The sequence below is a fragment of the Acinetobacter sp. UBA6526 genome (genome assembly GCF_002434875.1).
Classification (GTDB): Bacteria; Pseudomonadota; Gammaproteobacteria; order Pseudomonadales; family Moraxellaceae; genus Acinetobacter; species Acinetobacter venetianus.
The window spans coordinates 1-14,710 of the sequence record NZ_DJLC01000192.1 but is presented as its reverse complement, the minus strand read 5'-3'; the positions used below and the strand labels follow the sequence as shown (position 1 = coordinate 14,710).

The 14,710-nt window shown below is 39.5% G+C and carries 14 protein-coding genes; 10 read left to right on the top strand and 4 right to left on the bottom strand.

Features of this window, described 5'->3' with window-relative positions; genetic code table 11:
• The 5 genes from B4237_RS13135 to sbmA form a co-directional block, all read left to right on the top strand.
• Window positions 1–989: DcaP family trimeric outer membrane transporter (locus tag B4237_RS13135; protein ID WP_286943501.1), on the top strand; the 989-nt coding region annotated here is incomplete at its 5' end.
• Between the two features lie 182 nt (window positions 990–1,171).
• The gene (gene gltS, locus B4237_RS13130; RefSeq protein ID WP_023014143.1) at window positions 1,172–2,407 is read left to right on the top strand and encodes a sodium/glutamate symporter; all 1,236 of its coding nucleotides are present in this window, start codon (window positions 1,172–1,174) and stop codon (window positions 2,405–2,407) included.
• A 94-nt stretch (window positions 2,408–2,501) separates the two neighbouring features.
• Complete coding sequence (locus B4237_RS13125) at window positions 2,502–3,977, top strand: alanine/glycine:cation symporter family protein (protein ID WP_004877129.1); 1,476 nt, start codon at window positions 2,502–2,504, stop codon at window positions 3,975–3,977.
• A 130-nt stretch (window positions 3,978–4,107) separates the two neighbouring features.
• Window positions 4,108–5,088 carry a patatin-like phospholipase family protein gene (locus B4237_RS13120; protein WP_004877128.1) on the top strand — a complete coding sequence of 327 codons (981 nt, stop codon included), beginning with the start codon at window positions 4,108–4,110 and terminating at the stop codon, window positions 5,086–5,088.
• A 223-nt stretch (window positions 5,089–5,311) separates the two neighbouring features.
• Complete coding sequence (gene sbmA / locus B4237_RS13115; protein ID WP_278595405.1) at window positions 5,312–6,508, top strand: peptide antibiotic transporter SbmA; 1,197 nt, start codon at window positions 5,312–5,314, stop codon at window positions 6,506–6,508.
• Window positions 6,509–6,553: 45 nt separating this feature from the next.
• On the opposite strand, the gene B4237_RS13110 is transcribed toward sbmA, so the two are convergent.
• Entirely contained in the window at window positions 6,554–7,069 is a 516-nt protein-coding gene (locus B4237_RS13110) for a chromate transporter (RefSeq protein WP_278595404.1), read from the bottom strand.
• Complete coding sequence (locus tag B4237_RS13105; protein ID WP_278595403.1) at window positions 7,066–7,638, bottom strand: chromate transporter; 573 nt, start codon at window positions 7,636–7,638, stop codon at window positions 7,066–7,068. The genes B4237_RS13110 and B4237_RS13105 overlap by 4 nt, the downstream gene beginning before the upstream one ends.
• 104 nt (window positions 7,639–7,742) lie before the next feature.
• On the opposite strand from B4237_RS13105, the gene B4237_RS13100 reads away from it, so the two are divergent.
• On the top strand, window positions 7,743–8,663 hold the full coding sequence (locus B4237_RS13100) for a LysR family transcriptional regulator (protein ID WP_061517006.1): 921 nt from the start codon (window positions 7,743–7,745) through the stop codon (window positions 8,661–8,663).
• Here the strand turns inward: B4237_RS13100 and B4237_RS13095 are convergent.
• Window positions 8,653–9,402 (bottom strand): DUF4850 domain-containing protein, encoded by a 750-nt coding sequence (locus B4237_RS13095; protein ID WP_278595402.1) that lies wholly within the window; start codon window positions 9,400–9,402, stop codon window positions 8,653–8,655. The two genes, B4237_RS13100 and B4237_RS13095, sit on opposite strands and share 11 nt — an antisense overlap.
• Window positions 9,403–9,536: 134 nt before the next feature.
• Between B4237_RS13095 and B4237_RS13090 the strand changes: the two genes are divergently transcribed.
• The 4 genes from B4237_RS13090 (at window position 9,537) to B4237_RS13075 (ending at window position 13,593) form a co-directional block, all read left to right on the top strand.
• Window positions 9,537–10,607 carry a DUF1176 domain-containing protein gene (locus B4237_RS13090; protein WP_278595401.1) on the top strand — a complete coding sequence of 357 codons (1,071 nt, stop codon included), beginning with the start codon at window positions 9,537–9,539 and terminating at the stop codon, window positions 10,605–10,607.
• Between the two features lie 37 nt (window positions 10,608–10,644).
• Window positions 10,645–11,415: a hypothetical protein gene (locus B4237_RS13085; protein WP_278595400.1), complete on the top strand. Its 771-nt coding sequence runs from the start codon at window positions 10,645–10,647 to the stop codon at window positions 11,413–11,415.
• A gap of 122 nt (window positions 11,416–11,537) precedes the next feature.
• Entirely contained in the window at window positions 11,538–12,059 is a 522-nt protein-coding gene (locus B4237_RS13080) for a hypothetical protein (RefSeq protein ID WP_278595399.1), read from the top strand.
• A 352-nt stretch (window positions 12,060–12,411) separates the two neighbouring features.
• Window positions 12,412–13,593, top strand: coding sequence for a helix-hairpin-helix domain-containing protein (locus B4237_RS13075; protein WP_278595398.1), 1,182 nt, complete (start codon window positions 12,412–12,414; stop codon window positions 13,591–13,593).
• A 45-nt stretch (window positions 13,594–13,638) separates the two neighbouring features.
• On the opposite strand, the gene gatB is transcribed toward B4237_RS13075, so the two are convergent.
• On the bottom strand, window positions 13,639–14,710 hold a 1,072-nt coding region (gatB, locus tag B4237_RS13070; RefSeq protein ID WP_286943494.1), incomplete at its 5' end, for an Asp-tRNA(Asn)/Glu-tRNA(Gln) amidotransferase subunit GatB.

Below are 14,710 nucleotides of genomic sequence, written 5' to 3'. Positions count from 1 at the left end.
AAGGTGGTGATGGCATTTTCAACCGTATCAACAAGGTTGATCTTGAAAATAATGAGAAAAATAGCGACCGATTCTACAGCACTGCGACAGTGACTCGTTTTGGCCTAGACTTCAAAGCACCTGTCCAAGGTGCAGACGTTGGTGGTAAATTAGAAGTTGACTTCCGTGGCGGTAGTAGCAATGACACGATTCGTATTCGTCATGCGTATGTCACATATAACGACTGGTTATTTGGTCAAACAACATCAACTTTCTTGGCAACAGACGTACAACCAGAAATGCTTGATTTTAACTCACCATTAGGGATTGGTACTTACCGTACGCCTATGGTTCGTTATAGTACTAAATTAAACCCTACAACAACTTATGCTGTTGCCTTAGAAAAAGGTAATGATGACAATAGAGCGCCTGCTCTGACGACGAAATTGAAATATGATTTTGCCGAAGGTAAGGGGACAACATCAGCACGTACGTTATTGACAGAAGCTCGCAGTAAAGAAAGTTTTGCTAACGATGATAAACAACTAAGTGCGAATGAATCTGCACTCGGTTGGGGCGTTGCAATTGGTGCAAAATATAAATTCACTGATTCATTACAAGCGATGATTGACTATTCGCATGTCAAAGGTGACAGCAAATTCTTGCTTTATACCAACAATGCTTTCAATGTAAATCCGAATAATTTTGATTTAAATTTGAATGAATTCGATGCAGTTACCGTTGGTACGACGTATCAGATTACGCCAAAAGTTCGTAGTACTTTGGCGTATGGCGCAATGTTTGCAAATGATAGTAATGACTTTGCTCAACAAGCTTTTGCAGATACAGCGCAAAACAAGACACTACAACAAGGTTGGTGGAATGTGATGTATTCACCTGTTTCACCTATTACGTTCGGTCTGGAATATGTCTATGGCGAACGTAAAACCTTTAATGGTCAAAAAGGTAAGGATAACCGTGTAGGAGCAATGGCTCGCTATAACTTCTAACCTATCCTGTAGGTGTAATCATCCGTGAAAACAAATCAGGTTAAATAAAGCTGAGTTCTTACAAAGAACTGTATGTTTTTTATTAAGCTGATTGAGTTTTCACTCATTTTGAGAGTTACTATTTCATTGGCTGTAGGATGGAAAAAACATCTGAAAAACGAATGAAATAAACGGAAGAAGATATGGAATTTACTTTCAATGGTTTTTATACCCTAATATCGGCGGTGATCGTCTTATTATTAGGGCGTTTTCTCGTTAATAAAATTGACTTCTTAAGACGTTACAACATCCCTGAGCCAGTAGCTGGTGGTTTGGTTGCAGCGGTAATTTCATTACTCGTGCACTCGATGTGGGGCTACAGTATTGTTTTCAGCAGTCAATTACAAACGAGTTTCATGCTAGTTTTCTTCGCTTCAATTGGTCTCAGTGCCAATTTCATGAAGCTAAAAGAGGGCGGGATCGGCTTAGTTTTATTTTTGATCTGTATCGCATCATTCATCATCGTACAAGATGTTGTCGGGATGAGCCTTGCATCGTTGTTAGGTATTGATCCTTTGATCGGTTTGATCGCAGGTTCAATCACGTTGACAGGTGGTCACGGTACTGCGGGTGCTTGGGGCGAAATTCTTGAGACTCAGCATGGTATCCAAGGCGCTTTGGCATTGGGTATGGCGAGTGCGACATTTGGTTTGATTATCGGTGGTGTGATCGGTGGTCCTTTAGCGAAGTTATTGATCAATCGTTATGGACTTGCTCGTGAGCAAACACCAGCGCAAATCAAAGATCGTGATACGCATCTTGATAAGCATCCTGAAGAGCTTGCGCCATTTGAAAATCCACATCAAGTCCGTTTAATTACTGCTGATAATGCGATTACAACGCTCGGTATGTTTGCTGCATGTTTAGCATTTGCTGAATTTATGACAGGTTATAGTAAAGGAACATGGTTCGAGTTACCGACTTTCGTTTGGGCGCTTGGCGGCGGCGTTGTTTTACGTAACATCTTAGAAAGCCTATTGAAAGTAGATATTTTTGACCGTGCAATTGATGTATTTGGTAATGCGTCATTATCACTTTATTTGGCAATGGCTTTGCTTTCATTGAAATTATGGCAATTGGCTGATTTGGCTGGCCCGCTTGTTGTGATTCTTGGTGCGCAAACATTGACGATGGCACTTTATGCTGCGTTTGTGACGTTCCGTGTAATGGGTAAAAACTACGATGCAGCTGTCTTGGCAGCGGGTCACTGTGGTTTTGGTATGGGTGCAACACCAACAGCTGTTGCAAACATGCAGGCGATCACAAACATGTATGGCCCATCGCATAAAGCGTTCTTGATTGTTCCATTATGTGGTGCATTCTTCGTCGATCTAATCAATGCGACAGTGATTCAATTAATTTTGAAATTCTTTATCTAAGTCGGATCAAAAGCCCCATGCGGGGCTTTTTTGATTCATCCATTGTTATCGTATATGTACTTGATGTGCATGTAATTTTTTAAGCGAATAAGTGATGAATGAACAATTAAATGCCACGCTGATGTCGTGGGTACAATTCTTGAATGATCCGCTTTGGAATTTCTTGGTCGTATTGTTGGTTGCGGTTGGGGTGTTTTACACATTAGCGACGGGTGCAGTACAGCTTCGTTTATTCTTACACAGTATCCGTGTGATGAAAGGGAGCCGTAAAGAAGCGCAAGATGAACATGGGATTACTCCATTTCAGGCTTTCGTAACAGGTTTGGCAAGCCGTGTTGGTGTTGGTAATGTTGCAGGTGTCGCGATTGCAATCGCGATTGGTGGTCCTGGTGCTGTGTTTTGGATGTGGGTGACTGCTTTCCTTGGGATGAGTTCTGCATTTGTTGAATCATCACTCGCTCAATTATTTAAAGTGAGAGATCATCAAAACAAGCAATTTCGTGGTGGTCCTGCGTACTACATTACCAAAGGCTTAAAACAAAAGTGGTTAGGGATCGTTTTTGCGCTATCACTCATTTTAGCGTATGGCTTTGTATTTAATGCGGTGCAAGCAAATGCAATTATTGGTGCGACCTCACATGCATGGGGTTGGGATAAAGCCAATTTTGTATTGGGTCTCGGCGGACTTGATCTCGAAGTGTCATGGGTTGGTATTGTATTAGTCGTGATGACAGCATTGATTATCTTTGGTGGAATCAAGCGTATCGCTAAAGTTGCTGAAGGTATCGTTCCTTTCATGGCATTGCTTTATATCATGGTCGCTTTATACATTGCGATGACTAACTTACCAATGTTGCCTGAGATCTTTAAATTGATCTTTACCAAAGCATTTGAGTTTGAAGCTGCAGCTGGTGGTTTCTTCGGCGCAATGATTTCTATGGCAATGATGATGGGGATCAAACGTGGTTTGTTCTCTAACGAAGCTGGTATGGGTTCTGCGCCAAATGCTGCTGCTGCGTCTGATGTGAAACACCCTGTAAATCAAGGTTTAGTACAAATGCTTGGTGTATTTGTCGATACTTTTGTGGTGTGTTCATGTACTGCTATTATCATCATGGTGTCTGGTCTATATCACGAAGCAGGCTTTGAAGGCGTAACATTGACGCAGAAAGCATTAGAGAGCCAAATTGGTAGCTGGGGCGGTGGTTTTCTTGCCATTATTCTGTTCTTATTTGCCTTTACTTCAATTATTGGTAACTATGCTTACGCTGAAAGTAACGTACAGTTTATTAATAACAATCCAAAGATCATGTTCATTTTCCGTGTCTTGGTTTTGGCGATGGTTTACTTCGGTGCGATCACAAGTGTACCGTTAGTTTGGTCAATGGCAGATCTTTCAATGGGCTTGATGGCGACCATCAACTTAATTGCGATCTTGTTATTAACGCCAATTGCATTAATTTTGTTGAAAGATTACACCTCTCAATTAAAACAAGGGATCAAAGAACCTGAGTTTAAAATTGATAATCATCCTAAATTAAAGCAAAAAGTCGATTCAGACATTTGGTAATAATTGAGAGCCCCTAAACAGGGGCTTTTTTTATAGTGAAGAAAACATTAATAAAAAAGTGATACAACTTTCTTTGTTTAGTCGAGCTAAAATTAAAAGAGAAATAGATTAAATTTGGCAAAGATTGTATATGAAACAGCTTAAACTTTTTGTGCTAGGACTTTCCGTCGTTTTGGCAACAGGTTGTCAGACCACTTCACATTTACGACCTGTTGTTGAAGATGCCCAAGCACAAACTGCTGTTATGCCTTTTGCCTCAATTAAAAAACAAGAAAAACGCCCTGTTATCGCTTTGGTATTAGGTAGCGGTGGTGCGCGTGGCTACGCACATATTGGTGTAATTGAAGTTTTGGAACAACAAGGGATTCGTCCTGATTTTATTGTTGGAACGAGTGCAGGAAGTATTGTTGGCTCAATCTATGCCAGTGGTAAAAGTGCTGCCGAATTACGTGACATTGCACTTAAATTAAAAGCCAATGATGTACGTGATGTGAATGTCAGCTTAAAAGGCTTTTTTGATGGCAAGAAAGTCGAAGATTATGTGAATGATCAAGTTCATAATATTCCACTACAAAAATTAAAAATTCCAATGTATGTCGTTGCAACTGAGCTTAAAGACGGAACCAAGACGGTATTTAATTATGGTAATACGGGTCAGGCAGTGCGTGCCTCGACTTCAATTCCCAGCATGTTTGTTCCGACCAAAATTCACAATACTGAGTATGTTGATGGTGGATTGGTCAGCCCAGTTCCTGTTGAAGTAGCACGTGAATTAGGCGCTGATGTGGTGATTGCAGTAGATATTTTGGCACAACCTATTCATACCGAAACTACCAATGTTTGGGGCTTATTCAACCAAAATATTAATATTATGCAAGGACGACTTGCAGAAGAAGAACTAAAAGATGCAGATGTAGTGATTCAACCTGACCTGCGTGAAAAGGCGCATATCTTTGATGTCAAAGACCGAGAGAACACCATGCAAGCAGGTGTAGATGCCGCAATCCAAAAGCTTTCTGATATTCAATGGGTGATTCAAAACAAGAAAAATGTAGCCAATGGTGATCAACCTGAAGTTGCTTTAAAAGTGAATCCTGCAAGCGCTCAATAGAGGTTTAAATGTCTAGGTAAATCAACCAATACCATGAGTTTGTTAACCTAAACAGATTGTTTTCTCAAAACAAATTGTAAAAGCTGTACAAAATGCTATGAAAATCTTAGGAAAACATGTAAATAACTACAAATTACTAAAGTTTTTATCAGACATATTTAAGTTTGAGGTAATAGGATGACGCCTGACGTCAATTGCTACGCAACAAGGATTGTTAAGTTCAATGTTTAAATCTTTTTTTCCTAGCCCACGCCTGTTCTTTATTTCAGTGATTGTGTGGCTGTCACTCAACATGCTGCTTTGGTACACAGGTGGGCATGGATGGGGTGAATATCTTGGTTTTCCAAAAGGCTATGCCGAAGCAGAATTACCAATTGGTGTAAGTCGTTTTTGGTCGGCTTCATTCATTTGGTTCTATTTATGGTTCTTAGTTTCTACGGCTTTGTTTGCAGGTTTTTGGCGTTTCTTTTCAGATAATAAATGGCAGAAATGGTCGATATGGGGTTCAGCATTTATTTTGTTTAATATCTGGTTTGGTGTCCAAGTCAGTGTTGCGATCAATGCTTGGTATGGCCCATTCTGGGATATGATTCAAAATATGCTAAGCGATGGTGGCGGTAATATAGCTGATCTCTATAATGGAACTTTAACTTTCCTTTATATCGCAATGGTTGCTGTCACGTTTGCTGTCGTTAATGCATTCTTCACCAGTCATTATGTATTCCGTTGGCGTACTGCAATGAATGAATATTACACCGCGAATTGGGAAAAGTTACGCCATGTCGAGGGGGCTTCGCAACGTATTCAGGAAGATACCATGCGTTTTGCCACGATCGTTGAAGACTTAGGTGTTGAGTTAATTAAATCAGTGATGGTATTGATTGCCTTTTTACCGTTGTTATTTCAAATCTCTCAGAAAGTTCCTGTATTGCCAATTGTTGGTGAAATCGAACATTCATTGGTATGGGCAGCGGTCGTTTGGGCGATTGTAGGAACTGTTGTTTTGATGTTTGTGGGGCAAAAATTACCTGGGCTACAATTCAATAATCAGAAAGTTGAAGCTGCTTACCGTAAAGAGTTGGTTTATGGCGAAGATCATGAAAATCGTGCTGATCCACTCACATTAAAAGAGTTATTTGCTCGAGTGCGTGTGAATTATTTTAGACTATACTTTCACTATGCTTATTTTAACCTTGTCGCTATCTGGTATAAACAACTTGATATTTTATATAGCTTAGTCGTGCTATTCCCAGCAATTGCAGCAGGTAAAATGACTTTGGGGTTGATTAACCAGATCAGTAATATTTTTGATAAAGTTCGTGAGTCTTTCCAGTACCTCATCAGCTCGTGGAAAACCATTATTGAATTGCTTTCGATTCATAAACGTTTAAAAGCTTTTGAATCTATTTTGGATGAATAAATTCATTAATTAAAAAAACCTGCATCAAGCAGGTTTTTTTATGGTTTAAAGTAAACAAATTCCAAGTCCAGCGCCTACAGCCATGACCCATAAAGGATGAATTCTCTTAAATACACCAAGAAATGCAGTTAAAATGACGATCACAACTAATAATAGATTTTGTGCTGAAGCATCCGCAATTAACCATGCACTCACGAGAACCAATCCGACCGTAATAGGTTTTAAGGCTTTTTCAAAGCGTGCCCGTGATGGATTGGATTTAAATCTTTCCCAAAATTTTAGTGCATAAATTGTGATAATAGATGATGGGCCGAACTTCGCCAATGAAGTCACTAATAAACCTGCTGGCCCAGCGACGTGCCAACCGACAAGGGGAACGATCATCATATTCGGGCCGGGTGCGGCTTGAGCCATCGCAAACAGTGAGCTAAATTGCTCTGCTGTCATCCATTGGTGTACCGTCACCACTTGATATTGCATTTCAGGAAGGATGGCATTACCCCCACCAAAAGCCAAAACTGAGAGCTGTGTAAAAACGATCACTAAGGTCAATAAGATCATGATTTTTTCACTCCAAGTACAAATATATTAATCGCAAGTAAGATGACTAAGGTCAGCGCTAAAGGAAGCTTGATCAGAAGCATAAAAACAAAGGTCAGTACAATCGTGAAAATGGTGAGATAGCTTTTTAAAATTGGTCGCAACATTTTCAGCCCTGTTGCAAATAATAAACCTGCGGCGGCCGCAGCTAAGCCTTGAATCATATGTTGTACCGCGGCTAAGTAAGCAAATCGTTCATAGACTTGATAAATAATCAGTACGATCGCTGTTGGTGCAGAAATCAATCCTAGAACAGAGCAGAGCGCGCCTTTAACACCTTGGAACTGCATACCAATTGCAACTGACATATTGATAATATTACCGCCGGGTAAGAGTTGGCAGACACCAAGTAAATCCGTGAATTTACTTTCACCAATCCACTTTTTCTCTTCAACAATGATACGGTGTGCTAAGGGTAATACCCCACCAAATCCCATCAGCCCCAATTGCATAAATCCCGTGAAAAGAGCCTTGCAATCAGGCGCTGTTGAAACTGTTTCACGCTCTATTGATATTGCTTGGGCTTTCATTGGGACTTATTCCTCTTCATCGGTTAATGAGAATAGGATGGTGGAATAGTGATATATTTACAAATGCTATTTTTGCTTGCTTCTATACTTTTAAGGTATGTTTAATGGATATTCATAAGCTCCATGCATTTGTTGCTGTGGTTGAAGAAAGTAATATTTCTAAAGCTGCTGTTCGGCTGCATATGCAACAACCGCCATTAACACGATTGATTAAAAGCTTAGAAGAGGAACTTGAGACGGCACTGCTAAAACGTCTACCTAGAGGCGTTGAGGTTACAGAAGCAGGCAAAGTCTTATATCAAGAAGCCATTACGATCTTGGCGCATGCTCAGTCAATTCCGAAACGAGTTAAAAATATTGCACAGGGTCTCGAAGGTCAGATCAATATCGGCTTTACCAATTCAGCAGGATTACATCCATTTTTACCTGCATTGTTGCGGCAATTTCGCGAAAAATTTCCAGCCGTTGCGATTCATTTAGAAGAAGAGAGTAGCAGCGCTTTAACTGATGCGGTGATTAATGAAAAACTTGATATCGTATTTCTGCGTAAACCAGCACCTAAACATGCTGCCGTGCAAACGATGCATGTGCTTGATGAGCCATTAATCGTTGCACTGCCAAGTAATCACCCTTTAGCAATGCAAGAGGGCGTGATTCGATTGCCTGATTTAGAACCTTATGAGTTTGTACTTTATCGCCGTTTAGCGGGGCAAGACTTGTTTGATAATATTTTGGCAAATTGCTATCAAGCGGGCTTTAGTCCCAACATTGTCCAAGAAGCACCACGATTAACATCGAGTCTAAATTTAATTGCAGCAGGGATTGGGCTTTCAATCGTGCCAGCATCTATCCAAGACTTTTGGAATAAACAAATTATTTACCGTCCCTTGGAAGCCAAGAAACCTTGTATTGCTCCAATTTATGCAATTTACAGAGCCAAAGATAATAATGTTCGAGTAGCACATTTTTTGGATTTACTTAAAGCGAGCCAAGTATTAGAAAATAATTTTAATATTAATGCGTAAAGTGATAGAAGTTTAAAATTGGCCCAACCAAATGTTGTTGAGATTTATCTAAGGTGACTTTGATTTCTCGAAAGTTAAAATCACCATCATCACGATATTTCGCTACGCCATGAGTTTTGTTATTCAGCTTCGGAATCTGATAACTAAAGAAAGCGACGTATTTGGATGGATGTACCACATGAATTAACTTTTGTGTGTCTTTATAACCGCCAAACTCATTCTCAATGCTTTCTTTTAAAAAGTTTGGAAAATAAAGAGTTGCGTAGGGCATACCGCAACCAACACAAACTGAAGAATCATATAGTTCAATGGCTTGTTTTTGATTCGTGCTCATCAGTAATGCTGAACCTGTACCATTTGCCCCCGCATTTGCTTCGATATCTTGCCAGTCTTTTGGAACCAGTACCGCACCAATTTCAGGGAGTCCGACCAATTTAAGTTGCTTTGCTAGATTAGCATCTAGCTTAAAATCAAAATGACAGCTTTTTGCTGTACACGATTTAAAGTCTTTTAATAGTCCATCATCGACGGGATTAGGCGCGGTAACACCATAAAAGGGAACGCGAACATCATTGCTAAAGGAGACTTCACCCAATGCATATATTTGATTCATTGCTTGGCGTTGTTTTATCGTAATTGAAAATTGAGGAAAAATTGGTTCAAAGTAACTGACTTCGGCGTGAGTTATTGCGGTAGACAGCAGTAATAAAATCGTGGAAATAGAGCAGAATAATTTCATTTTTTATTCGGTAATTTGGGTTTGAATTAAAATTAGCATATTCTTGAATACAAGAACCTACAACGTGAATAATTTAAACGTCTTAAAATATTTTGACTGAAAAATAAAATAGATTAGACCGAGAAATAAGTCTTATGAACAATATCATTTCAATATGTTGTTTGATGTCCATTAGTGCCGCAGCATTTGCGCAGGAGATCAAAGGGATTTCATTTACGCATGAAGATTGGGAAATATATTGTAGTAACACGGGAACATGCCAAGCAGCAGGCTATTCTGATGAATATAGTCATGATCCGAATGAACCCGCATCATTATTGTTAACCCGACTCGCAGGTACTAAGCAAGCCGTCAAGGCTGAATTTGCGCTGGGAAGTATTGATGAGCAGGCACAGCTCGCAGGAAAACTAAAAAATATTCATTTCTATGTCAATGGTAAAGATTTTGGAGCAGTCTCAGTGGATGGCGCTGATTTTCCGATTATGGGGAAACTCACTTCCGCTCAAGTCAATGCATTACTACAACAATCTAAACAAAAAACGGAAATTGTGTTTAAAAACCCAAATGTCCAATGGCAAATATCAGATAAAGGTATGACGGCTGTATTATTAAAAATGGATGATTTTCAAAAGCGAGTTGGAACAGTTGGGGCTTTGGTTAAAAAAGGCAAAATGGATGAGTCAAAAGTCCTATCAGCGCAACCAAAAATTATTGTAAAACAAGTGAAGACCAGTAATAAGCCTTATCTCACTTTGCAGTCGAACAATAAACGCTATGCATCTATACATCAAATGTTAATGGCTGCTCAGCCTACACCAAAGGAAGATGGGTTTTGCGAAGGACTCTATAATGGTGATGAATATGAGCCACAATCGATTGAGTTATATAAACTGGGAAATAAAAAAGTATTGGCAATGACGCTTTGTTGGCGTGGAGCATATAACGAAGGGTATGGCGCTTGGGTGCTCAATGAGTCACTTACTGGTAAAGCAACTTTCGTGACTGAACATGCGTCAGAATTTTACCAAGGTATTATCAGTAGCGCTCAAAAAGGACGAGGTATTGGGGATTGTTGGAGTACCGCTGAATGGGTGTGGGATGGGCAAAAGTTTGTCAATACCAGAGATATGTGGACAGGCATGTGTAAAGGACTTGCTGCTGGTGGGGTTTGGGAACTTGATCAAGTTGAGGCGATTGTAAAATAAAGCTTTAAATCACCTAAAAATAGCCTAAGGAGTGATGATGTTGAACAATAAAATTTATTTAAGTGGGCTGGTTTTAACGATTTCATTGACTTGTTTTAGCACTTCAATTATTGCTGCGCCGTTGCAAATTTTAGAATTTAAAAAGGCACAACTCAGTCAGGTTGAGCAAAAGCAAATTTGTGAGCAACTTAGTGATGTTTGCCAACAACAAACGCCGCTTCGTAGTCTAAAAACGGCTGATCAAAAGTTATGGTTATTGTCAGGTGATCAGATCGCTCAGTTTTCTCCATCTGCAACTGGCTTGAAATTGAAAAATAAGTGGCATGTAGATTTAGCAACTGATGAAGAAAATACTTCAGATGGACAGTTTATTTTCCCCAAACTTTTTCCAATGACTGAAAGCCATTTTGCTGTTGCTGTCATTGAGCGTTCTTCTGAAATGTATTCAGGTGGTGGCGCAGGGATGGAGCGTGCGAGTTTTCATGAATTAAAAGAGTCAGGGCAAACACATCGCTTCATTGAAAATTATCCTTTTAGTTTTAATCGCATGATTCGGGCATGTTTTTCTGAGCAGGAATATAAAAGTTCTCAAGGCAAATGCCATGATGAAGATCGTCTCAGTTTAGATATTCGCCCGATCAAACCAATGTTGTGGCAATTCCGCTATCGCTACAGTTTGGATGTATCACCTGTATCGGATTCGGGGGAGAAGTCATTTAAAGGCAGTCGCAATCTGAATATTGATTTGAATAAAGTGCCAAAACAGCCAAATATTCCTGCAAATTGGGATTATCAAGGACAAGGTTAAGTTCGAGTTTTACATTTTGCCTAAGTTTTAAAGGTTTGGGCTTACGCAATTTACAGCGTCATAACAGATGATCTAGCGAGTACATGCTACAAAGAGACAGATTGCAATTTGGAACTGCGCTTATGTCTCGTGTTTATATTTCTGCTCGCCGTAAAATTTCTCATTTGAGTCGTTCTGTATTCATGGCTGCGGCTATGTTGGGAACAACTCAAGTGGCAATGGCAGGGCCAACAGTCGATCAACTCAGTGATTGTTTGGTGAAAGCCACGACAGCAGCGGATAAAACCACGGTGTTGCAATGGACGTTTACGGCTTTGGCGGCACATCCTGATTTAAAGGGTTTTAGTAGTGTTACACCTGAGCAAAAGAATCAGTTAGATCAGAAATTGGCACAGGTTTTACAGCGTGTGATTGTGGAGCAGTGTTCGACTCAGACTAAGGCTGTGATTCAGGCTGAGGGGATTCAAGCGGTTGGTGAGGCTTTTCAGCAGTTAGGTCAGAGTGCAGGTGAGGATATTGTTAAAGATCCAGCGGTCAGACAGCAGTTGCAAGGCACGTTACGTTATATTGATTTAAATAAGTTAGTCACGACTTTTTTAACGCCTGATATCTGGAATAAGTTGGGTGTGTTAAGAGGGGAGTGATGAATTTTACTTCTTCTTTACGAAGTAGTACTTCTTAGCTCCTATAAGGAGAGGGAATATCTATTACTAAAATAATAACGATATTTAATTCACAAAGATTAAATCTTCACTCTATGGGAGAGGGTTTAATCACGCATAAAAAAGAATTTTGAAAGCTGAATGCATCCTAAGCCCATCGAGTTTGATGAGGGACGATACTATCTTCAATAATCATGTTGTTTTTCGTGTGTGGTATTTGGACTAATTTTAAGATTAAATTTTGTATTTTAAAATTGAAACTTTGAGTAAATAAGAGATTAATTTTAGATTATATTGTTTAGTGTATATTTTTAAAAAATTATGGTTTTTAGTGATGGATAAGAAAGAAGAAGCGTTAAGAATTGTTGAAGAAGGGCTTAAGGAGTTAGAGTCACAAAAAGGAAGTATAACTGTTGCAGTACAAAAACTCTCTAGAGCTTCAAATTTACTAGAAGAAAAAAATTATTATATTTGGGCAGAAATTGAACTTGGAAATGAGAAGTTTATCCAACCCTTAAAAGAGCTTCTTTCAAAAATTGTAGAAGATACTGACAAAAAAAAAGATATAAAGATCTATAAAGACGAAGAATATAAACCGTTAATAAAAGAACTTACCGAGGTTGATATAGATATTAAATTTATTTGTACTACAAACTTTTTCCGTTTAAAAACAAATTCAGCCACAGGTGGTCTTGAAAAATCTATTCATCATCTTGAGGATCATTTAAGTTATCTTAAAAAACATGGCAATGATAAAACTTTGTATTTAAATAATGTCCAAGATAGATTGGCTTGTGTAAAAGGAGAGTGTCATAAGTATTTAACAGATTTGTACAATAGATTAAAGTTTTCAGGAACTATCACTTCAGGGTTTGATATATTAAAAAATGCTGTAGATGATAAATTACTTGATCTAGATCCTGAAATTGCTGAGCAGCTCATGTTAGCTTTTCGGGCAGTTTCATCTGACTCGAAAGAGGAATGGTCTCAGGCATTAGCAACATCTAGAAGATTATTAGAGAGCTTAGCTGATAAGTTATATCCTGCTACTGATGAAAATATTAAGGGACGTACTTTTAAGCAAAATCAGTATATAAATCGTATTTGGAGATTTATGGACGTCGCCATTGAATCAAAAAGTAATAAAGAGATGGCTAAAGCCCACGTGGATTATCTAGGTGTTTGGATGGCCGCTGATTACACGTTAACTTGTAAGGGTGTACACACAGAAGTATCACAATTGGAAGCAACCAGAGCTATTTTTCACATTTATTTGATGCTTGCGGATCTTTTAGAATATTTAAATGTAAACTCACAAAGCAGAACATCCCAGCCTTTGATTACAGAAGTCTCTTTAGATGAAATCGAAGCATTACTTAATGTAAAGCGTGATGTAGCAAAAGCAATTGTAGTGGCAAGAGTCAAAAACAACGGTTTAACATTCAAGCAACTATCAGAAGTAAAAGGTGTAGGTCAAAAGACAATTGAAAGAGCAAAGGAAGTTTTTAAATTCTGAAAAGAAAACCCGCTCTTAAGCGGGTTTTTGTGCAATTAGATCAGTTTAACCAATCAATTTCTTCATCAATTCATTCACTTGAGCTGGGTTGGCTTTACCTTTTGCAGCTTTCATGACTTGACCAACAAGACCGTTAAAGGCTTTTTCTTTACCAGACTTGTACTCTTCAACCATTTTTTCATTGGCTGCAAGCACTTCTTTGATAATCGCTTCAATCGCACCTGTATCAGTTTCTTGCTTTAAGCCTTTTTCAGCAATAATGTCATCCGCAGATTTGCCTTCTGCTTCCCACATAAAGCCAAATACTTGCTTCGCAATTTTGCCGTTAATGGTGTTATCCACGATACGCGCGATCATGCCACCCAATTGCTCAGCAGAAACAGGAGAGTCTGCTAAATCTAGGCCTGCTTTGTTTAAAGCACCTGAGAATTCACCCATCACCCAGTTTGCAGAAACTTTACCTTGCTTCGCACCACCTGCGGCAGCCACAACCGCTTCGTAGAAGTCCGCCATTTCGCGTGACAGCGTCAATACATGTGCATCGTATTCAGTCACAGCAAAGTCAGCGATAAAACGCTCACGGCGTGCAGCAGGCAATTCTGGCAGGGCAGCGCGTGCCGCTTCGATTTGCTTGTCAGCAATAATTACAGATAACAAGTCTGGGTCTGGGAAGTAGCGATAGTCGTTCGCTTCTTCTTTCGAACGCATTGAACGGGTTTCCATCTTGTTCGGATCGAACAAACGGGTTTCCTGATCAATCTCGCCACCGTATTCCAAAATTTCCATTTGGCGTTCAATTTCAACATTGATCGCTTGCTCAATAAAACGGAATGAGTTGAGGTTTTTTAACTCGCAACGTGTACCGAACGGCTGACCCGGACGACGTAATGACACGTTACAGTCGGCACGGAATGAACCTTCTGCCATGTTACCGTCAGAAATCCCTAGCCAACGCACGAGCGTGTGAATTGACTTGATATAGGCAACCGCTTCTTCAACCGAACGCATATCTGGCTCAGATACGATTTCAAGCAATGGCGTACCCGCACGGTTTAAATCGATACCAGACATACCTTCGAATTGGTCATGGATCGATTTACCTGCATCTTCTTCAAGA

Excerpts from the sequence above, each read along its gene's own strand:
- sbmA (WP_278595405.1), top strand. The coding sequence starts at position 5,312 with ATGTTTAAATCTTTTTTTCCTAGCCCACGCCTGTTCTTTATTTCAGTG.
- B4237_RS13085 (WP_278595400.1), top strand. The coding sequence starts at position 10,645 with ATGTTGAACAATAAAATTTATTTAAGTGGGCTGGTTTTAACGATTTCA.
- B4237_RS13120 (WP_004877128.1), top strand. The coding sequence starts at position 4,108 with ATGAAACAGCTTAAACTTTTTGTGCTAGGACTTTCCGTCGTTTTGGCA.
- B4237_RS13125 (WP_004877129.1), top strand. The coding sequence starts at position 2,502 with ATGAATGAACAATTAAATGCCACGCTGATGTCGTGGGTACAATTCTTG.
- B4237_RS13080 (WP_278595399.1), top strand. The coding sequence starts at position 11,538 with ATGTCTCGTGTTTATATTTCTGCTCGCCGTAAAATTTCTCATTTGAGT.
- gltS (WP_023014143.1), top strand. The coding sequence starts at position 1,172 with ATGGAATTTACTTTCAATGGTTTTTATACCCTAATATCGGCGGTGATC.
- B4237_RS13100 (WP_061517006.1), top strand. The coding sequence starts at position 7,743 with ATGGATATTCATAAGCTCCATGCATTTGTTGCTGTGGTTGAAGAAAGT.
- B4237_RS13090 (WP_278595401.1), top strand. The coding sequence starts at position 9,537 with ATGAACAATATCATTTCAATATGTTGTTTGATGTCCATTAGTGCCGCA.
- B4237_RS13105 (WP_278595403.1), bottom strand. The coding sequence starts at position 7,638 with ATGAAAGCCCAAGCAATATCAATAGAGCGTGAAACAGTTTCAACAGCG.
- B4237_RS13075 (WP_278595398.1), top strand. The coding sequence starts at position 12,412 with ATGGATAAGAAAGAAGAAGCGTTAAGAATTGTTGAAGAAGGGCTTAAG.
- B4237_RS13095 (WP_278595402.1), bottom strand. The coding sequence starts at position 9,402 with ATGAAATTATTCTGCTCTATTTCCACGATTTTATTACTGCTGTCTACC.
- B4237_RS13110 (WP_278595404.1), bottom strand. The coding sequence starts at position 7,069 with ATGATCTTATTGACCTTAGTGATCGTTTTTACACAGCTCTCAGTTTTG.